This window comes from Hydrogenovibrio marinus (genome assembly GCF_013340845.1).
Classification (GTDB): Bacteria; Pseudomonadota; Gammaproteobacteria; order Thiomicrospirales; family Thiomicrospiraceae; genus Hydrogenovibrio; species Hydrogenovibrio marinus.
Map to the genome: position 1 here is coordinate 2,471,564 of NZ_AP020335.1, position 19,730 is coordinate 2,491,293.

At 45.3% G+C, this 19,730-nt stretch carries 23 protein-coding genes; 13 read left to right on the plus strand and 10 right to left on the minus strand.

Annotation, left to right across the window (positions count from 1 at the left end; translation table 11 throughout):
• Positions 1-126: 126 nt before the first annotated feature.
• From HVMH_RS11670 to HVMH_RS11685, 4 genes are all read left to right on the plus strand, one after another.
• Entirely contained in the window at positions 127-1,290 is a 1,164-nt protein-coding gene (locus HVMH_RS11670) for an SO_0444 family Cu/Zn efflux transporter (RefSeq protein WP_029911590.1), read from the plus strand.
• Positions 1,290-2,042, plus strand: coding sequence for a TSUP family transporter (locus HVMH_RS11675; RefSeq protein ID WP_029911587.1), 753 nt, complete (start codon positions 1,290-1,292; stop codon positions 2,040-2,042). Before HVMH_RS11670 ends, HVMH_RS11675 begins: the two co-directional genes overlap by 1 nt.
• A gap of 95 nt (positions 2,043-2,137) precedes the next feature.
• Positions 2,138-2,578, plus strand: coding sequence for a cyanase (gene cynS / locus HVMH_RS11680; protein ID WP_029911584.1), 441 nt, complete (start codon positions 2,138-2,140; stop codon positions 2,576-2,578).
• Positions 2,579-2,735: 157 nt separating this feature from the next.
• Positions 2,736-3,560, plus strand: a complete 825-nt coding sequence (locus tag HVMH_RS11685) for a TIR domain-containing protein (protein ID WP_029911579.1) — start codon at positions 2,736-2,738, stop codon at positions 3,558-3,560.
• An 18-nt stretch (positions 3,561-3,578) separates the two neighbouring features.
• On the opposite strand, the gene rlmD is transcribed toward HVMH_RS11685, so the two are convergent.
• Complete coding sequence (gene rlmD, locus HVMH_RS11690) at positions 3,579-4,811, minus strand: 23S rRNA (uracil(1939)-C(5))-methyltransferase RlmD (protein ID WP_029911576.1); 1,233 nt, start codon at positions 4,809-4,811, stop codon at positions 3,579-3,581.
• A 93-nt stretch (positions 4,812-4,904) separates the two neighbouring features.
• On the opposite strand from rlmD, the gene HVMH_RS11695 reads away from it, so the two are divergent.
• Positions 4,905-5,489 carry a transglutaminase-like domain-containing protein gene (locus HVMH_RS11695; RefSeq protein ID WP_029911573.1) on the plus strand — a complete coding sequence of 195 codons (585 nt, stop codon included), beginning with the start codon at positions 4,905-4,907 and terminating at the stop codon, positions 5,487-5,489.
• Between the two features lie 41 nt (positions 5,490-5,530).
• On the opposite strand, the gene HVMH_RS11700 is transcribed toward HVMH_RS11695, so the two are convergent.
• Positions 5,531-5,905 (minus strand): winged helix-turn-helix transcriptional regulator, encoded by a 375-nt coding sequence (locus tag HVMH_RS11700; RefSeq protein WP_029911568.1) that lies wholly within the window; start codon positions 5,903-5,905, stop codon positions 5,531-5,533.
• A gap of 142 nt (positions 5,906-6,047) precedes the next feature.
• On the opposite strand from HVMH_RS11700, the gene HVMH_RS11705 reads away from it, so the two are divergent.
• The 7 genes from HVMH_RS11705 (at position 6,048) to HVMH_RS11735 (ending at position 12,780) form a co-directional block, all read left to right on the plus strand.
• Positions 6,048-6,680, plus strand: coding sequence for an NAD(P)H-dependent oxidoreductase (locus HVMH_RS11705; protein WP_051623074.1), 633 nt, complete (start codon positions 6,048-6,050; stop codon positions 6,678-6,680).
• Positions 6,681-6,906: 226 nt separating this feature from the next.
• The gene (locus tag HVMH_RS11710; RefSeq protein ID WP_269473353.1) at positions 6,907-8,190 is read left to right on the plus strand and encodes an alanine/glycine:cation symporter family protein; all 1,284 of its coding nucleotides are present in this window, start codon (positions 6,907-6,909) and stop codon (positions 8,188-8,190) included.
• A 29-nt stretch (positions 8,191-8,219) separates the two neighbouring features.
• On the plus strand, positions 8,220-8,810 hold the full coding sequence (locus tag HVMH_RS11715) for an isochorismatase family protein (protein WP_029911559.1): 591 nt from the start codon (positions 8,220-8,222) through the stop codon (positions 8,808-8,810).
• A gap of 14 nt (positions 8,811-8,824) precedes the next feature.
• Positions 8,825-10,042, plus strand: a complete 1,218-nt coding sequence (locus tag HVMH_RS11720; protein ID WP_029911556.1) for an MFS transporter — start codon at positions 8,825-8,827, stop codon at positions 10,040-10,042.
• 104 nt (positions 10,043-10,146) lie between these two features.
• Positions 10,147-11,019, plus strand: a complete 873-nt coding sequence (locus HVMH_RS11725; protein ID WP_029911554.1) for a tetratricopeptide repeat protein — start codon at positions 10,147-10,149, stop codon at positions 11,017-11,019.
• A gap of 27 nt (positions 11,020-11,046) precedes the next feature.
• Entirely contained in the window at positions 11,047-11,883 is an 837-nt protein-coding gene (locus tag HVMH_RS11730) for a DUF6920 family protein (RefSeq protein ID WP_051623073.1), read from the plus strand.
• Between the two features lie 111 nt (positions 11,884-11,994).
• Positions 11,995-12,780 (plus strand): DODA-type extradiol aromatic ring-opening family dioxygenase, encoded by a 786-nt coding sequence (locus HVMH_RS11735; protein WP_035629004.1) that lies wholly within the window; start codon positions 11,995-11,997, stop codon positions 12,778-12,780.
• 10 nt (positions 12,781-12,790) lie between these two features.
• Here the strand turns inward: HVMH_RS11735 and HVMH_RS11740 are convergent, their stop codons facing one another.
• The 8 genes from HVMH_RS11740 to HVMH_RS11775 all read right to left on the minus strand — a co-directional run bounded on the left by HVMH_RS11740 (position 12,791) and on the right by HVMH_RS11775 (position 18,374).
• Positions 12,791-13,219 carry a tautomerase family protein gene (locus HVMH_RS11740; RefSeq protein WP_051623072.1) on the minus strand — a complete coding sequence of 143 codons (429 nt, stop codon included), beginning with the start codon at positions 13,217-13,219 and terminating at the stop codon, positions 12,791-12,793.
• 109 nt (positions 13,220-13,328) lie between these two features.
• Positions 13,329-13,547, minus strand: a complete 219-nt coding sequence (locus tag HVMH_RS11745) for a GDCCVxC domain-containing (seleno)protein (RefSeq protein ID WP_081822739.1) — start codon at positions 13,545-13,547, stop codon at positions 13,329-13,331.
• A gap of 33 nt (positions 13,548-13,580) precedes the next feature.
• A complete protein-coding gene (gene mnmE, locus HVMH_RS11750) occupies positions 13,581-14,969 on the minus strand; it encodes a tRNA uridine-5-carboxymethylaminomethyl(34) synthesis GTPase MnmE (RefSeq protein ID WP_029911538.1) in 1,389 nt (462 codons plus the stop codon).
• 93 nt (positions 14,970-15,062) lie between these two features.
• Positions 15,063-15,407, minus strand: a complete 345-nt coding sequence (locus tag HVMH_RS11755; protein WP_029911534.1) for a hypothetical protein — start codon at positions 15,405-15,407, stop codon at positions 15,063-15,065.
• A 12-nt stretch (positions 15,408-15,419) separates the two neighbouring features.
• Complete coding sequence (gene yidC / locus HVMH_RS11760; protein ID WP_029911531.1) at positions 15,420-17,078, minus strand: membrane protein insertase YidC; 1,659 nt, start codon at positions 17,076-17,078, stop codon at positions 15,420-15,422.
• A 70-nt stretch (positions 17,079-17,148) separates the two neighbouring features.
• Positions 17,149-17,730 carry a ribonuclease P protein component gene (rnpA, locus tag HVMH_RS11765; RefSeq protein WP_081822738.1) on the minus strand — a complete coding sequence of 194 codons (582 nt, stop codon included), beginning with the start codon at positions 17,728-17,730 and terminating at the stop codon, positions 17,149-17,151.
• A 10-nt stretch (positions 17,731-17,740) separates the two neighbouring features.
• Positions 17,741-17,875, minus strand: coding sequence for a 50S ribosomal protein L34 (gene rpmH, locus HVMH_RS11770; protein ID WP_024852172.1), 135 nt, complete (start codon positions 17,873-17,875; stop codon positions 17,741-17,743).
• A 193-nt stretch (positions 17,876-18,068) separates the two neighbouring features.
• A complete protein-coding gene (locus HVMH_RS11775; protein WP_029911519.1) occupies positions 18,069-18,374 on the minus strand; it encodes an MGMT family protein in 306 nt (101 codons plus the stop codon).
• 119 nt (positions 18,375-18,493) lie between these two features.
• Between HVMH_RS11775 and HVMH_RS11780 the strand changes: the two genes are divergently transcribed.
• The gene (locus HVMH_RS11780; RefSeq protein ID WP_029911516.1) at positions 18,494-19,276 is read left to right on the plus strand and encodes a sulfite exporter TauE/SafE family protein; all 783 of its coding nucleotides are present in this window, start codon (positions 18,494-18,496) and stop codon (positions 19,274-19,276) included.
• Positions 19,277-19,730 lie beyond the last annotated feature (454 nt).

Genomic DNA, 19,730 nt, shown 5'->3' on the forward strand with positions numbered 1-19,730 from the left:
TTGCAATTAAAAATAAACCACCAACCCATTGAATTTTTTAATAACAAAAATGATTCTCACTTGTTGTTTTGTTGTTAGCGGCGTAGAATAAGACCTGATTTTCAAACAATTTCTTACAGGTTCTCTATGTTAATTTCTTTTTGGGAAAATCTTTGGCAGACCCTTTCCATTGCTGCGCCTTGGCTAATTTTTGGCTTATTGATTGCAGGTGTCATCAAAGCGAAAGTATCAAACAAATGGGTAGCAAAACACTTGTCTGGAGAAGGCGCGACACCTGTCGTCAAAGGCGCCTTGATCGGTGCGCCCTTGCCATTGTGTTCTTGCTCAGTCATTCCGGTGGCTACCCAATTACACCGATCCGGAGCCTCTAAAGGCGCGACTGCTGCTTTTCTGGTATCCACACCGGAAACAGGTGTGGACTCCATTTCTTTAAGTTATGCCTTACTCGGTCCGTTTATGGCAATCATTCGTCCGATTTCCGCCATTATATCCGCGCTGGTCACCGGACTGAGCATCAGTTGGTTCGCCAAGCACGAATCCACCACCCAAGACGTCGGAACAGATACCAAAACCCCTCAGCCATCTGGAACAAGTTGTTGTTCACATGAAGCACACAAACCTGCATCAAACGCCACAACCAGCTGCTGCTCAAGCAGTGCCCAAGAATCGGTCAAAAAAGACACCAGTTGCTGCTCGCAAGAGCAAGAAACCAGCAGTTGTTGTGGCACATCAAAACCTGATGACGCAGCAAAGATGACCATTCTGCAAGGGGTGCATTATGCCTTTACGCAAATGCTGGACGACATGAAAAAATGGCTGTTGATCGGTCTGATTTTGTCTGCATTGGTGATGACCTTTATTCCTAATGATTTCTTATTGCAGTACCAAAACACTTGGTGGATTTATTTGCTGGTATTCGTTGCCAGTTTCCCGGTGTATATCTGTGCTTCAGCATCAACGCCGGTGGCTGCGGGCTTAATGTTGGCAGGGTTATCCCCGGGCGCGGCATTGATTTTTATGTTGGCAGGCCCGTCCACCAATATCGCGACATTGGGTATCCTGAAACAGGAATTGGGAAGCCAAGCCATGAAACTTTACGTGGCGACGCTTGCAATCAGCAGTATTGCACTGGGGGTTATTGTGGACTGGATTGCCCGTGACTGGCACTTGGATTTCCATCAACAATTGATGCACAGCCATGAATTTCTGCCAGGTTGGGTCAGTGCGGTAAGTGTGGTGATTTTGTTCGCCTTCGGTATTCAGGCGATTCGTAACAAAATCCTGCGCTAATGCCCGAACTCTCACTGGAGCTGGTCTCCTTTTTATTCGCTATCGCTTTACTGGCAGGGATGATCGATACCCTTGCTGGCGGCGGTGGCTTGCTAACGCTACCAGCATTGATTGTCAGCGGATTACCACCCTTAAGTGCTCTCGCCACCAACAAACTCCAAGCCTCAATGGGCACTGCCACTGCAACTTACATGATGCTCAAACACCAGCACGTGACATGGCAGCAAATAAGACCCTTGATGCTGACGGCGTTTATCGGTTCTGCTATTGGCACCCTCATCATCCAGTTTCTTGATACACAATTCCTGTCTTGGTTGATACCAGTGGTACTGTTTGTCATCGCCGTTTATTTCGTGCTCGCCAAGGCTCCACATGAACCGGATAGACCCCATAAAGTGTCGGACAACACCTACCGACGATTCGTACTCCCTTTGATTGGCGCTTATGACGGAATGTTTGGCCCGGGCACCGGCTCTTTTTTCAGTTTGGCTGGCGTGTCATTAAAAGGACAAGGGTTACTTAAGACAACCGCCACGGCAAAAACACTGAATTTCGCTACCAATATCGCTTCGCTAATTGTGTTTATCTTCGCCGGACATATCGCTTGGCTGCTGGGCGCGGTGATGATGTTGGGGCAGGTTATCGGCGCATGGCTAGGCTCGCATTTTTTGTTCCGCGTCAATCCGACACATTTGCGTTATCTGGTGGCATTGATGTGTTTGGCAATGCTGGCAAAAACCCTTCTTAGCTAAGCTGATGACCCCGTCAATTTTTAGCCATTGGCATAGATGTCATACTTGGTATGGCGGTTGCTGTTTTTTCTCTGAGATCAACAGAGGAGGAACCCATGAATAAAGTTGAAATGACCGAAACGATTATTCTGGCAAAAAATGAATTGGGCGTCAGTTGGGCGCAAATCGCCGATGCAGCGGGGTTGAGCGAAGTTTTCACCACTTCCGCTTGCTTGGGCATGAATAGTTTGCAGCCAGAACCGGCAGAAAAACTCGGTGCATTTTTGAAACTGCCTGTGGAAGCTATTGGTGCATTACAGACTTTTCCGCACAAAAGTTGGGAGAAAACGGTACCGACTGATCCTTTGATTTATCGCCTCTATGAAATCGTCGGCGTCTATGGACCGACTATGAAAGAGTTGATTCACGAAAAATTCGGTGACGGCATTATGAGCGCCATTGATTTCAGCATGCATATTGATAAAGAAGAAAACCCAGCGGGTGACCGTGTGGTCGTAACAATGAACGGTAAGTTCCTACCTTATAAGTCTTGGTAAGACTTTAAACTACTAGTTGTCATAAGCTCTGCCCCGCTTTCGCGGGGTTTTTTGTTCCTCGAACTCCCAACCTGGCAGATTTTCCTCACATTAATATTTTTACCGACTAAAATTAACTGCCACTTCTTCAATTAAGCATTAAAGGCGAGAATGAACTATGTATTACCATGTTATTGTCGAAACAAATGGAAAAGACAAAAAAGGCAACAACAAACATTACTATGAGTTTGACAATCCTGATCTTGAAGAGATTAAGGAGCTCATTGTTATCCCCTATAAAGAAAATAACGAAATTTACATAGATGGTGCATACATAAAAAGAAAGGACATCATAAGTTTAAAAATTAAAAGCTCAGAAAGACCTACTGTAGAGTTGAAAGCGATTGCACAAAGCAATGTTCCTCATAACGTATTGGCAGTCTATACAACAACAAACGTTGTTCATAATGGTAGATATGTGACAGATATTACAAAAGAAACCCTGAAATCTTCAGGAGGCATTCTAAATCCTAGCTCACCAGCACAAACTTCATCCGTGGATAAAAATGAAGTTTTTATAGTTCACGGTAGAGATGAGCATGCCAAAATAGATGCCGCTCGTTTTATCGAAAGCTTGGGATTAAAAGCTATTATTCTTCACGAGCAAACAAATTCCGGTAAAACCATTATTGAGAAAATTGAATCATACACAAATGTCGGATTTGCTATTGTCTTATACACTCCCTGTGATATTGGGGGGCTCGAAAATGGAGAACAACGACCTCGAGCGAGGCAGAATGTCGTTTTTGAACACGGATTTCTAATCGGAAAATTAGGGAGAAGCAATGTCTGTGCTTTAGTGAAAGGTCAAGTCGAAAAACCTAACGATATTAGCGGCATCGCATATATTCCCCTTGATGACCATGGAGCATGGAAAATGAAAGTGGCTCAAGAAATGCGAAGTGCTGGTTATAATATTGATTTGAATAACATAACATTTTAAACCTCGAGCTCTTTACTACTAAATTCTAAAAACACCTGGCAATTTTTTCTTAGCAGTTTTTTTGGTTTTCACCAACTGCACCATGACTTCTGCATGCGATGTGTGCGGGAACATATCCATAAATCCGGCTTTGCGCAATTGGTAGCCTTGCTTTTCCAATAGCTGCACATCTCGAATCAAAGTCGAAGCATTACAGGAAACATAGACGATAATTTGTGCATTGAGCTTACCCATTTGCTGACAAATAGACATGGCGCCCTGACGGCCTGGATCCAACAAGACTCGGTCATACTTCTGATGGTGGAACCAATGAAAATCTTTGGCTGACTCGAACAAATCGGCTTTGTAGAAAGTCGCTTGCGACAAGCCGTTTTTCTCAGCGTTCTTTTGTGCAAAATCTACCAGGTTGGGGTCGCCTTCCACACCGATGACTTTGGATACTTTTTGCGCAATCGGCAACGTGAAGTTACCCACACCGCAGAACAAATCCAGTACGGCATTACTTGCTTCCAACTCGAGCCAATCCATTGCCTGTGCCACCATCTTCTGGTTGATTTCGGCATTGACCTGAATGAAACCATCTTTTGGAAAATCAAACACCAGGTCGTTCAATGCATAGTGCGCTGCTGAAACGGAATCATCATCCGACCAAATCATTTGCGGTGGTTCACCGGGCAATACTGATTCGACCAAGGTGACTTCTTTCAATGCGCGGCTGGCTAGCGGTAAACATTGCTCACGTTTCACGTGTAACGCTTGGTTCATTTCCGCAGTGAGCAGCGGGCAGGATTCAATATCCACCATCTCACTGGAGGCTTTGGCACGAAAACCGAATTTAGCGATCTTATCTGCTTTGTGCTTGCCGAAAACAAAACGTGCGCGACGACGATAGGCTTGATCGTCACCCACCAAAGGCTCGACGATTTTGCATTTTTTGGCATCAACCGCTTTGGTGAGCGCCGTCAGAAAATGCTTGGCTTTCCATTCGCGCTGGGCATTGATATCAGCATGCTGCAACTGACAACCGCCGCACTCGCCATAGACCGAACAAAAAGGTTCAATACGATGTTCGGACGGAGACAGTACTTCCACCAACACGGCTTCGTCATAGGTTTTTTGTAACTGAGTGATTCTCGCCGTCACTTTATCACCGGGAATCGCGCCCTCGATAAAAACGGTTTTACCTTCAACACGACCGATACCACGTCCATCATGGGATAAATCAATTACTTCTATCTGCTCTAAAATCATGATTCTTGTCTTTATTTTTGATTGAGGGCATTATAACTTAACTACATTCAAACCCTTTTGGATAAAACCAACCCGAAAGATACGAGATATACCATGAAAGCCTATTTACTCTCTACCGACATCATTGATTGGGAACACCCGGACGTTTTGGCGAAAGCGAAACAACTGGCAAGCCATTTGAAAGATGACACCGCAGTTGCCAAAGCCTGTTTTGAATTCGTACGGGATGAAATCGCGCATAGTGTGGACTTCAAGCGCAACCCAGTCACCTGCAAGGCTTCGGATGTATTGAAATATGGCACCGGTTATTGCTATGCCAAGAGTCATTTGCTGGCGGCACTGCTCAGAGCCAATGGCATTCCGGCAGGACTTTGCTATCAAAGACTCCCCATCAATGACGAAACGCCACCGTTTTGCCTGCATGGCTTGAATGCGGTTTTTCTGGAAGATTTCGGCTGGTATCGTATAGATGCGCGGGGCAATAAACCGGGGGTGAATGCACAGTTTTGCCCGCCGGATGAACAACTGGCGTTTCCAATCAAGATAGCAGGCGAAATGGATTTACCGGAAATCTATGCAGATCCTCTGCCTCAGGTGGTTGAAGCTCTGACAACCTACCAAACTTATTTGGAAGTCGCGGCGCATTTACCGGATATAGACCCGGAAAAGCTGGACTAACACCCCCAACCTGGTAGATTTTTATAGTGTCTTTCAGTGGTTTAAGCGGTTTGCGCTTTGTCTTCTGCTTGCCTTTCGACAATATAGTCTTCACCCCATTCATAGAGTGACTTGAGGATTGGAATGAGTTTTTCACCTTGCTCGGTCAAGCTATATTCCACCTTAGGCGGCACCACCGGGTAAACGGTTCGATAAACAATGCCTTCATCCTCCAACTCGCGGAGTTTTTGCGTCAACATCTTCTGGGTAATGCTGGGAATCAAACGGCGCAACTCACTATTGCGCTTGGTACCAAACTGCAAATACCACAAGATAAGACCTTTCCATTTACCATCCAACACATCTATCGCCACTTGGAAGGCGCAGTTATAAACCTGATTGTTGACGCGAATACCGCAAGACTCACATACCGACATAATGACCGACCCGTTTTAGGATTTATTTTATAGTTACTTTTTGGTAAGTATAGTACAAAAAAGTGCATTCTTATTCTTTTGTTTCATTAATGTTAGTATGACACCAGTTTTAGGATTTTCAACAAATTGAAAGGATACAACTATGTCAATGACGCCAGAACAAACGGCATTCATGCAAGCCATCCATGAACGTTATGCGGTCAAATCTTTTGACCCGACCAAAAAGATTGATGAAGACACCCTGTCTAAAATTCTTGAAGCCGGACAATACTCTCCTACTTCTTTCGGCCTTGAGTTTACCCGTTTTATCGTCGTTCGCGACCAAGCCTTAAAAGAAGCACTTAAACCAGCTTGTGCCGACCAAGCGCAAATAGACAGTTGTAGTGATTTGGTTATTTTCATCAGCCGCAATGACATGCTGCCGGATTCGGAATATGTATTGCGCCAGTTCAAACGCTGGGGACTACCGGACGAAAACTTTGCAGGATTGATGCAATTCTACAGCTATTACCTTGAGCGTCTAAATGACCAAACCATGCCATTCTGGGCAGGGAAACAGGCGTATATCGCCTTGGGTAACATGATGACCGCAGCGCAAATGTTTGGCATCGGTTCCTGTCCGATTGAAGGGTTCGACATTGGCGGTGTTATGAAAGTACTTGGACTGGATCCAGAAAAAGAAACCCTTCACGTCATCATGGCGCTAGGCACACCAAATGACGTCAAACGTCCAAAATATCGTTTACCACTAAGCGAGTTGGTGACTTACCGCTAAACTTCTTCTCTGCCGGGTGGGCTTATAAACCAACCCAACCTGGCAGATTTTCATCTCATTTTCCCTTCTAAAGCGCGTTTTGCGCATGGTTGCTAGACAAACCCTCAGTGACAAGGTATTTTGTAAATACTTTTATAGACCTTGAACACACCTGTCAGCCGGAGCAACTATGGACGCCATCAATCACCTGTTATCCACATTAAGCAGCTGGGTATGGGGACCCGTCATGCTAGTTTTATTGCTAGGAACGGGGATTTACCTCACCATTCGTTTGAAATTCCTGCCGATGCGCAATCTTTTCTACGCCTTCAAACTGGTATGGCAGGGGCGAAAGTCCACTGAAGATGGTGATGTTCCGCCTTCAAGCGCTTTGATGATGGCTTTGTCTTCCACCGTTGGAACAGGAAATATCGCCGGTGTAGCCGCCGCACTGTTCATCGGCGGACCGGGCGCGATTTTCTGGATGTGGATGACTGCGTTGGTGGGTATGGCGACCAAATACAGTGAAGCCGTGTTGGCGGTGAATTATCGAGAAATAGACGAAGATGGTCGCCATGTCGGTGGGCCGATGTACTACATCAAAAACGGCATGGGCGAAAAATGGAAATCGCTGGCATTCGCCTTCGCTGCCTTTGGAACCATCGCCGCTTTCGGTATCGGCAACATGGTACAAGCCAATGCCGTGGCCGGTGCCATGGAAAGTGCTTTCAACCTCAATAACCAAATTACCGGTTTGATTTTAATGGGCTTGGTTGGCCTAGTGCTTTTTGGTGGCATTCAACGTATCGCTCATACCGCAACCGCTTTGGTGCCATTGATGGCGGTGCTTTACATAGGCTTTGCATTGTTTATTTTGTTTGTTCATGCAGATCAATTACCTAACGCCTTCTCAACCATTGTCAGCAATGCCTTTACCGGCAGCGCAGCGGCCGGTGGTTTTTCCGGGGCAAGCATTATCCTTGCGATTCAATTTGGTGTGGCTCGTGGGGTTTTCTCCAACGAAGCCGGGTTGGGAACCGCGCCTATCGCCCACGCAGCATCACAAACCAAAAGTCCAGTACGCCAAGGACACATCGCAATGTTGGGAACCTTTATCGACACCATCGTTATCTGTACCATGACCGCATTGGTGATTATGGTGACGCACACTTGGCAGAGCGGTGAAACCGGCTCGGCATTAACCTCACTTGCCTTCACCAAAGGATTGGGCTCGGATTTTGGTGCAATCGTCGTGGCTGTCAGTTTGGCGTTGTTCGCTTTCACCACGCTGATTGGCTGGAGTTACTATGGCGAGCGTTGTGCCGAGTATATCCTTGGCGTCAATCCACTGAAATACTATCGAGTGCTTTGGGTGTTGGCAGTATTTGCTGGCGCAGCGCTTTCCGATTACTTCAATACAGTCTTAATTTTGGCAGATGTGTTAAATGCTTTAATGGCGGTTCCGAATCTGATCGCGCTCTTGGTATTGTCACCAGTCATCATTCAACTGACGCGCACCTATCAGAAGTAATTTCACCTCCGCCTTTAAGGGAGCTGACCATGATTACTGAACTTGATAAACACAGCGCTCTGGTGCTGATTGATTTACAACAGGGCATCTTACAAATGGCGTCCAAGACGCCCCCTCAACCGGGCATGAGCAGTGTCGCCGAGGCGCTGGAAAAGGCTAGCGCATTGATTAGCGCTTTTCGCAAAAACGAACTGCCAATAGTCATTGTTAACGTCAACAGCTATGGACAGTCCTGGACAAAAACTCGCAAAGACAGCCCGCTAAGTGGTACCCAACCACCCAATGAAGACTATCTGAAAATCGTCGATGACATCGAAACTTTGGAAAACGATATTTTCATCACCAAACATTCTTGGAGTGCATTTTTCAACACAGAGTTACATGAAGTGTTGCAACAACGGAAAGTGACCAATATTGTTCTTGGCGGCGTTGCTACTAGCATTGGCGTGGAAGGCACTGCCCGCGACGCCAGTGTACTTGGCTATAACCTGAGTTTTGCGATAGATGCCATGTCTGACTTCACACTGGAAGCACACCAACATACGGTAACACGCATCTTTCCTCGTATTGGCGAAGTCGGTATGACTCAAGAGATAATTGGCAAATTGCCAGCTCAATAACTGGGTGTTATTACATGGAAATCGCCACTTTTCGCGCCTTCAAAAGTCGAAACTATCGTTTGTTTTTTGGTGGACAATCCATTTCTTTGATGGGAACCTGGATTCAGAGAACGGCAGTTTACTGGCTTGTGTACATCGAAACACATTCCGCATTTATGGTGGGTTTTGCCGTTTTCGTCACTCAGTTCCCATCTTTTTTGTTTGGGCTGTTTGGGGGAGCAGTCGCTGATAAATACAACCGTTATCAGGTGTTGCTGGTCACCCAAATAGCTTCCATGCTACAAGCTTCCGTAATGACTTTTGTTGTACTTTTCACCGACTACACCATCTCAGAAATTCTGCTGTTGGGATTAGTGTTAGGTGTCATCAATGCTTTTGACATACCCGCTCGCCAATCACTGGTACAGTTCATGGTAGACAATCCGGATGATTTGGGGAACGCGATTGCACTGAACTCTTCGATGGTTAATTTGGCTAGGCTGGCTGGCCCGGCAGTCGCGGGTATTTTGTTGGACAGCGTTGGTGCGGGCATCTGTTTTTTAATCAATGCGTTAAGTTTCATTGCTGTCTTGGCATCATTGATGTTAATGAAATTGCCTCCTGCCATTCCTCAATTAAAAACACAAAAAATGCTGGAGAGTCTTGGAGAAGGGTTTAGTTATGTTCGAGCAAACCCTTTGCTCGCCAACTTGATTCTATTGCTCGCCTTAATGAGTTTTTTTGTACTGCCCGCTCTGTCACTCTTGCCTGTCGTTGCAAAAGAAACTTTTGCTGGCACAGCAGCAACCTTCGGTTATTTATTGAGCTTTGTCGGCATGGGATCGTTGATTGGTACACTTTTTTTGGCTTCTCTAAGTGCAGTAGCCAACCGCCAAGCCATTTTAGTATTGGGCATGGCAGTGATTAGTTTCGGGTTAATTGCCTTTTCTTTAACGTCTAATCTGACTATTGCCTTCATATTTGCCACAATAAGCGGTTTTGGCATTATGATTTTAACGACCCTCACCAACACATTATTACAGACGACTTCATCCATCGAAATGCGAGGGCGGGTTATCAGTTATTTCGCCATGGCATTTTTTGGGATGCAGCCCATAGGCGCTCTTGTGGTCGGAGCGATTTCGCAAGGTATCGGCGCACAACATACCATTATGATTGAGGGCATTATCGCTGCTTTACTCATGCTGATATTCGCACCTAGACTCAAAAAACGTCCCGTCGCTGCTACCTGAAGCAGGTCATGCGAAGGGGTTATGATAACCATAACAAACCCTTATCCAACTGATTTCCAGTCAACGATATAATGTTCTCATCTTAAATTTTCGGGGTGATAACGATGAGCCAACATAACGCTTACATTTTTGAAGTGTCGGAAAACAACTTCGACCAACTCATTTTAGAGAACTCACACAGACTGCCGGTTTTCGTCGAGTTTATGGATCCAAGTATCGGTACTTGTATCGCGATGGAACGGGTACTCGCTTCATTGGCAAAGACCTATAGCGGACAATTTATTTTCGCCACACTGGATGTCAGCATGTATCCGGATATGTCAAAACGCTTTGATGTGAACAATGTTCCATCACTATTGATTTTCAATGGCGGCCTACTCTCCAGAACGGAAGTGGGATTGATGGAAGAAGCCGAACTGGTGGCGTTGTTGAGAGAATATGGCGTCTACAAAGAATCCGATGATATGCGTGCCCAAGCACGTGAAAAGCATATCGCAGGCGATACGGCGGCCGCGATTCAATTGTTGACCGAAGCGATTCAGAAAGATCCGGGTAATACGCTAGTCGCCATGGATATGATTCAGGTCATGCTGGACGTCGACTTTTTGGACCAAGCTGTCGCGCTGTTCAATAAGCTGCCAAATGCCGACAAGGAATCCGATAACGGCCGCAGCCTGATTGGGCAAATTACCTTCAAGCAACTTGCGGCGAAAACTGAAGGCAAAACGGCACTATTGGAACGTTTATCACACAATTTGCATGACCATGATGCTCGCTTTGACTTGGCACTTTGTCTGGTTGCCGAACACAACTATCCTCAAGCCATGGAAAATCTCTTTGAAGTTTTGGTAGAAGAACCAGACTATAAACAGGGTGCTGCACAAGAAATGATTGTCAGCTTAATCAACATGCTGGAACCCAATGAACCGGAAATGGCACAGGCATTCCGCCGCCGCTTGGGGTCGATGCTGAGTTAAACACTATCTGTCCTAAAGGAGAAAACCATGAAGCCATTTCTTGCCGTCTTATTGGTTGCTTTGATTTTGGTTTTCTTCGTTTGGCGCAGCCAAACCAAGTGGTTGCAATACACAGAAGAAAAAACCCAACAGATCACGAACGCCCCTTTAAAAGAGCAATGTGTGGTCAACTTATCTGAAGTGGCGGCACTACCGCCTATCGTACAGAAGTATTTTCACCTGGCCTTAACCGACAACGCTCCCATCATTCAAAAAGTACATTTGATTCAGGCGGGCGGTTTTCGCGCTAAACCAGAATTAAAAGACTGGTCTCCTATGTCTGCGGAACAATATTTTTCGACAACGCTACCTGGATTTGTTTGGAAAGCGAAAATCCAAATGCTGCCGGGAATCTCAATAGAAGTCTGTGACGCTTATTTGAAGCACCATGGGCAAATGAAAGGTAATATCGCCGGTATCTTTCCCATCATTAATGCCCATGACCGATCTGAACTTGATCAAGGCGCATTACAGCGTTATCTAGCGGAAGCAGTTTGGTTTCCCACCGCATTACTTCCCAGCCAAGGCGTGGAGTGGAAAGCTATTGATGACCATAAAGCCCTGGCAACACTATCGGTTGGAGACACAAGCGTGTCTCTGACATTCGAATTTAATACTAAAGGCGAAATCATCTCCGCCTTTGCACCTGATCGCTACCGAGAAGTCTCAGGCAATTTTATTCCCACACCGTGGAAAGCAAAGTACGCAAATTATGCATCATTCAGCTACTATCGCGTTCCTTCCTATGGCGAAGTCGGCTGGGAGTTACCCGACCAAATGTATTCTTACTTTAAAGCCGATATCCCCCAGATTGAATTTGAATAGCCTGCGCTTGTCACGCTTTAGTCAGCCTTAAACGAGCACAAAGCATTGCAATAACCAAGGTAACTTATTTAAGATAGATTTATATTCGATTCCTAAAATAAGGAGCGCGCAATGAACGCACCAACCAAAGCCCCCGTGATGTTTGTCAGTCATGGTGCACCAACCTACGCACTTGATCCGGGACAAGCCGGCGCAACACTGAAAGAAGCCTTACCGGATTTCATCGGTGTGAAAGGTATTATCCTACTGTCCGCTCATTGGATTTCCCGTGGACAAGAAGTGATGGCTGCTGCGCTCCCTGAAACCATTCATGATTTTGGCGGATTTCCTGATGAACTCTATCAAATTGAATACCCGGCTCCGGGCAACCCCAACCTGGCAGAAAAAGTTGCCCACCTGATGAATAACGCAGGGCTGAACGCACAACTAAACCCCTCAAGAGGATTTGATCACGGCGTATGGGTACCGATGATGCATCTTTTTCCAAATGCGGACATGCCTATTGTGCAAGTCTCCATTAACTACAACCTTTCGCACCCTGAACTGTTTCAAGTCGGTAAAGCGTTAGCACCCTTGCGTGAAGAAGGCTATGCCATCATCGGCTCTGGTAGCCTGACGCATAATTTACGTGACGTGCGTTGGGGCGAAACAGATCCTTTGCCTTATGTGCTACGTTTTCAGGAAGACATTAAGCGCCGTTTACAAAACCGGGATTTCGATACTTTGGTGAATCATGCGGAGCGCATTGGCGACTTTACCCAAGCGCACCCTACGGACGATCACTATTTGCCTTTGGTGATTGCATTAGGGGCAGTTGAGGAAACGGATGACCTTCGTGTTTTAGAAGGAGGAATTGAGTTCGGCGCCTTGTCCATGGATTCTTATTTGTGGCATTAACCTGCGGACATTAACTGAGTAATTTTCTCAGATTCTCCATAGAATAAATTTGTCCGGCACCGCCCCAGTTGCCTTCTTCAATTTCGTGAATCATTACCCAGATCCGGGCGGCATTTAGCATATTATGATCAGAACCTTCAATGTCCAACACCGCGTCGGTGAGTTGACGCGTTAAGGCTCCTTTCTTTTCCGCAGTGAGCGTCTTGGCAAAAACGGTGACATCAACCCGATAGTGAGGGTGTGGTTGATTACCTTCTCCGCCAATATAAAAAGCGTTTTTGGGATGTGTCTGAAAATACGTCCAAGTCAAGCGGCGGGCTTTAGGATTTGTCGCCATCCCTTCCAAACTGAGTAGAATATCTGTCGCTTGCTGTGCAAGCTGCGCCTGCTGGGATTCATCCAACGCGGTTTCAGGTAAGGTAATCTGGATTAAAGGCATGACTGACTCCCACTCACTGTTTTGGATAGCTTACACCAAACAGATAACAAAAAAGTGACTGGTAGGCAATCCCCCAACCTGGTAGATTTTTAATCAAGATAGGGTAAGGTTATTTTGTGCTACAACAACTTTGTTTTCGTTGAATCGGTGGACAGGGTTGAGAGCCATAAGAACAGAAAACACAGCAATCACCCGGTTTTGGTTGTAGAAGCGTGTGGCAATGTTCGCACTCGTAGTACCACTGGCAGGCATCTGTCGGCATAATTTCTTCTTTGGCATAACCGCAGACAGGACAGGTAATCGTTGATTCAAGAATGACAGGTTGCATAGCACCTCCTGTTTAACCAACTATTTCGGAAAATCACTTACCAATACAAAAAGAGGTAAAGATACGCCCCAATAAGTCATCTGAGGTGAATTGTCCGGTGATTTCAGACAAGGCGTTTTGTGCTTGGCGCAAATCTTCGGCCAGTAGTTCACCCGCCGCATAGCTTTCCAACTGTTGCTGACCTGTTTCCACAAAATGTAGTGCCGTCTGTAACGCTTCTAAATGACGTTTACGTGCCATGAAAACCCCTTCTTCCGTTTGGGCAAAGCCCATCACGGTTTTCAGGTGTTGCTTGAGCAAATTAATTCCGAGCTTTTGCTTGGCAGACAACCAAACGACGGTTTCCTCATGCCCCATCAGACGCATAGCATCGCCTTGCTCATCGGTGGATTGCAACTTAGGTTCCAAGCCAATCAAATCGATCTTATTACGAATCAGGGTCAACGGAATACGTTTGGGCAGTTTATCAAGTATCGCCTGATCTTCAGGGTCAATATCTTCTCCAGCTTGAACCACCACCAAAATACGGTCGGCTTCTTCTATCGCCGCCCATGCGCGTTGGATGCCAATCTGCTCCACCTGATCGGTCGCTTTACGCAACCCGGCAGTGTCCAAAACATGCAACGGCATCCCGTCTATCTGGATTTCTTCACGAACAATGTCGCGCGTGGTGCCAGCGATATCGGTGACAATCGCAGACTCTTTACCGGACAAGGCATTCAATAAACTCGATTTCCCGGCATTCGGACGCCCGAGAATCACCACCGACATCCCTTCACGTAGCAATACGCCCTGCTGTGCAGAATGGAACACTCGGTGTAATTGGTCAAGGATATGTTGCAGTTGACCGGCGACTTTTCCATCAGATAAAAAGTCGATTTCTTCTTCGGGAAAATCAATCGCGGCTTCAACATAAATACGCAACTGAATGAGTTGTTCTACCAAGTCGGTGACTTGTGCGGAAAACTCGCCTTGTAACGAGCGTAATGCCGATTTGGCAGCTTGTTGGGAAGATGCGTCAATCAAATCGGCAATGGCTTCGGCTTGTGCCAAATCCAACTTATCGTTCAAAAATGCCTGTTTTGAAAACTCGCCCGGTTCTGCCAAGCGCGCTCCCAAGGCAATCACGCGTTCCAATAACCATTGCAATACCACTGGCCCGCCATGCCCTTGGAGTTCCAGCACATCTTCACCGGTAAAGGAATTTGGGTTGGGAAAGAAGAGGGCAATGCCTTGGTCTAGTGCCTTGCCGTTTGCATCCCAAAAATCGCCATAATGCGCATAACGTGGTTTGGGCGTTTTGCCCAACACGGCTTCGGCAATCGCCATCGCCTTTGCGCCAGACACGCGCACAATACCGACGCCCCCACGACCGGGTGCGGTAGCAATCGCTGCAATGGTGTCTTGATTGGATAGATGCATAGTGGGTTCAGTTATGAAGTTGAAGTAATTATATTTCACTCAAACAAAAATCGCCCGAATTCGGGCGATTTTAATTTAGGTAAACCGATAATGTTAAGCGACGATTTGATATTCCGTTGTTTCAAAATCGGACATGAACGACTTCTCTTTGTACAAAGCCAAAGCCTTTTCCAACTTTTTCTTTGACTTGAAGGTCATTTCCTCTGCTTCGCCATTTACCTTGAAGCTCAATACATAAAGTGTCTGAACTTCTGGCTTACCTGCTGGCTTGTCAGACTCCGTTTTTTCAGCATTCGCAGCTGCCTGACCAGCAGTAACAATCGGTAAATAGCCATCTGCCGTTTTGTAACATACAGGTTGCATGCCATCCATTACCTTGTATTCGGCTTTGCCGTACATTGGATCGTCTAATCCCAATTTTTCATAAGATAATTGCATTTTGTATTCCTTTTACTTCTCTTCGCCTGCCGCAATCTTCTTGGTGATATACCACTGTTGAGTAACCGACAATACATTGTTGACTACCCAGTACAGAACTAAACCGGCTGGGAAGAACATGAAGAAGACGGTAAAGATAAACGGTAGCAGTTTCATGACTTTTTGCTGCATTTCGTCCATCATTGCCGATGGGTTCAATTTTTGTTGTACCCACATGGAAATACCCATCAATACCGGAAGGATGTAATAAGGATCTTTTGCTGACAAGTCTTGAATCCATAGCATCCATGGCGCTTGACGCATTTCCGCCGAGTAAAGCAATACCCAGTAAAGTGCGATGAACACCGGCATCTGAACCAGAATCGGCAAACAACCACCCAGAGGGTTGATCTTTTCTTCTTTGTACAATGCCATCAATTTTTGCTGGAAGATAACCTTGTCATCCCCATAGTTTTCTTTCAACTGTTGCATTTTAGGCTGAAACTTCTTCAAACGCGCCATAGAACGATAAGAAGTTTCAGACAGCTTGTAGAACAGAAGTTTAATCAAAATCGTCAAGAATATGATCGACCAACCCCAGTTACCAACGACGCTGTGGATTTTCTCCAACAACCAGAAAATAGGCTTAGCAATAATAGTCAAAACACCATAATCAACCGTCAGCTCCAAACCTGGTGCAATGCTTTTCAATTTATCTTGGATAATCGGACCAACATAAAGCTGTGTGCTCAAATCAGCAGACTGTCCTGGCTTGATTTGCACCATTGGCTCGACAACACCAACAGAATAATCATCATGCCCTAGAGACTTCGCATAAAAGCTGTTTTGCGCTTTTTGATTTGGAATCACTGCTGAAATGAAATAGTGCTGAATCATTGCACCCCAACCGCCAGTTGCGGTTTGACCATTCACCGGTTGCGTTTTCAAATCTTCAAACTTGTGTTTGTTGTATTTATTTTCTGCATTACCGTCATACAAAACCGGACCCGTGTAGGTATACATCATACGGTTATGGTATGGGTCATTTGAGCTGCGCTTGATTTGTGAATACAAGCTTCCAGACCAAGGTTCACCTGACAGGTTCTCGACCTTATAGTCGACTTTAATCAAGTAGCTACCTTTTTCGAAAGTATAGGTCTTAGTGACTTTAATACCGTCTTTTTCCCATACCATCGGTACAGTAAGTGTTTTGCCAGTCATCTCGTAATCAGTTTTTGCAACTTGATAAACCGACTTATGGTTCGGTGCAGGTAGTTTGGCGTTCGCTTGTGAAGCAATACCATTTTGCGCAATATAGAACAGGTTACCCTTGTCGCTCATTAACTTGAATGGCTTGCTGTGATCATCCTGTGCCGCATACTTCAACAAATAGACGTCACGAATGTCGCCGCCGTCAGTATCCAAAGTAATGTTATAAACGTCGGTTTTGACCTTAACGCGTTGACCGGAAGCCAAAGCAATTTTAGTCGCTGGTACTTCACCACCTTTGGTAGCAGGCACTTCGTTTGACGCGGCGATTTGATTTGCGGTTGGCACACCATTATCGGATGCTTGTTGAGTTTGCTGTATCGCAGCTGGCTGTGATTTTGCGTGTTGGAATTGCGTCCATTGCAACCAGATCCACAAAAGGGTGAAGGCTAAGGCTAACCACCAAAAAGATCGCATGTTCATTTTAGTTTTTTTCCTGTTTGTCTTGCGTCTATGACTTATTAAATTTTAGTATTAGGTATTCTGTGCAGCACTAACCTTTCGGTTTATTCTTCTTCCTACCGTCGTTGGCAGGAGGTCGGCGTTTGGGAGCCGGACGAATCACGCCATCCTTTAGTCCGCTGCTGCTGATTTTGCGGATTAAATGAATAAAACTTTTGTTCAAGGTCACATTATCAATTTCTTGCATGCCGCGACGACTCAAAACCACAATATCATACCCGCTTAATGCCTGTTTATGTTGACGAAATAGCTCTCTTGCCAATCTTTTTATTCGATTTCGCCAAACCGCTCTATTCAGTTGCTTTTTGGCAATTGCCAAACCCATGCGGGGATAAGGTTTTTGATTAGGGCGAACGATAAGTGTCCAATGACGATTGGCAAACTTTTCTGCATTGGCAAAGACATGTTGAAAGTCTTTCGGCGTCAGCAAACGAAATGCTTTTGGAAAAGTATTTAACGAAAGGTCAAACAGGGCGGGATTATTTAAATTTTGCAGATCTTGCTCGGAAAGGGCTTCCGAATCATCTATAGGGGGAAAATTTTGATGAGTTAAACCTTGTGGTTCGTCCGAATCAGTATTTAACTCATCAGAATTATGTCGCTTTTCAATCATTCAAAAATGATTACACAGTCAAACGCTTACGTCCTTTTGCACGACGAGCCGCCAAAACTTTACGGCCGTTCTTAGTCGCCATGCGAGCACGGAAACCATGAGTACGAGCGCGTTTGATAACACTTGGTTGGAATGTACGTTTCATGATTCAAAATCCTATCAATTAATTCTTTCGAAAGAATCGCGCATTATAGTGGAAGCAAATTCAAAACACAATAGTCGATTGTGCCATCTTTACGGTTTATTTGCCTTTTTGACTGAAAAATAGAAGTTACCAATGAAATCAAAAAGTTATTTCGTTTCTCGCTGAGCTTTATCCAAGCTTTTCCTGGAAAAGCTCATTGGAAGGCGTCATACAAACGCTCTTTGAATGCTTTGATTTTGCCTTGTTCTACCTCAACCCCTTCGGCTTTCAATCGAGCGACTTTTTCGGCTTGCCCAAATGCAAAACCACCTAATGAGCCATCGACATTCACTACACGATGGCACGGTACCTTCGGTGCATAAGGGTTTCGGTTCATTGCCCCACCGACAGCCCGATAAGCTTTGGTTCCAAGGGCTTCTGCGATGGCTTTATAAGTAGTGACCTTACCTTTAGGGACTTGCTTGAGCAGTTCATAACAGCGTTCATCAAATGATTCCATTTTCGACTCCCTATATATAAGTCATGATGACATTTTACGCTTTAAGGCACGAGTTAGTAACTCAAACCTTTACCGATACTTTAAAATAGTGGCATCAAATTTGGCCGGAACACGAGTATATGGAATTTCTGATTTATATTGTAACGGGAGCCTTTGTCGGTTTTTTTGCTGGGCTATTGGGCATCGGTGGCGGATTGATTCTCGTGCCGGTTCTGACCACTGTATTTGCTGCTTACATGCAGAGTGATCACTTGATTCATATCGCCATCGGAACTTCCCTGGCGACCATTCTCGTCACCTCCATTGCCTCTGTAATGGCACACCATAAACATGATGCGGTACGTTGGGACTTGTTCAAAACCCTGGCGCCGGGAATCTTCATCGGCGGACTGCTCGGCGGCTGGGTATCACAATTCATAGACGCCTCCGTTCTGGCAAAAATCTTTGCGGTTTTAGCAATCCTCATTGCAATCAAAATACTGTTAGACGTCCAACCCAGCCCGCATAGAGAAATGCCGGGCACGGTTGGCAGAAGCATCGCCGGTGCTTTGATTGGCAGCTTTTCAACGCTAGTGGGTATTGGTGGTGGTGCACTCAATACACCTTATATGTCTTGGCATAATGTTCCAATCAAACAAGCAATCGCCACTTCTTCAGCTTGCAGCCTTCCAATTGCAGTCTCTGGAACGCTGGGATTCATAATTGCAGGATGGGGTGCTTCAAATTTACCGGCGTATTCCACTGGGTTTGTTTATTGGCCTGCATTTTTAGGAATCGTGATTGCCAGTTTTTTCACCGCCCCACTAGGGGCTCGCATGACCCATAAATTGCCGGTCAAACGCCTGAAAAAAATCTTCGGATTACTTTTAATTATCTTAGCCATAAAAATGTTTTGGCATTAAATTTCAGATTAATTTTGATTTAACAAAAAAACATTAATTATCAATGTCTTAAATAGTCATTTTTTAGGGTTATCCACAAGCTTTCTCCACAAGTTATCCACAGACAGGGACTGTTTTTTAAAGTTATACACAGCTATAATAATTTCCGTGTTCAAGACACACTTGTTTCAAGCGCTGTTTAAGCGAATTTTTATCACTGCCTAACAAGTGATTCCTCAAAAATTGAAACAAGCAAATAAGAAGAAACAGAATAAAACAGAGAGCTCCTGACAGGCTCCTTATTGAATTGACAAAGACCATTGATTGTATGTCTCAGCACATCACTTCGATTTCAGATTTTTTGTTAATTCACAGATTGCACAAAGTTGAATGCAATCCATTTTCGTCACTTCGCAGTTTAAGAAGTGCACTCAATCTACTTAACAAGATTAACCCATGCACAGAGACGCTTGCC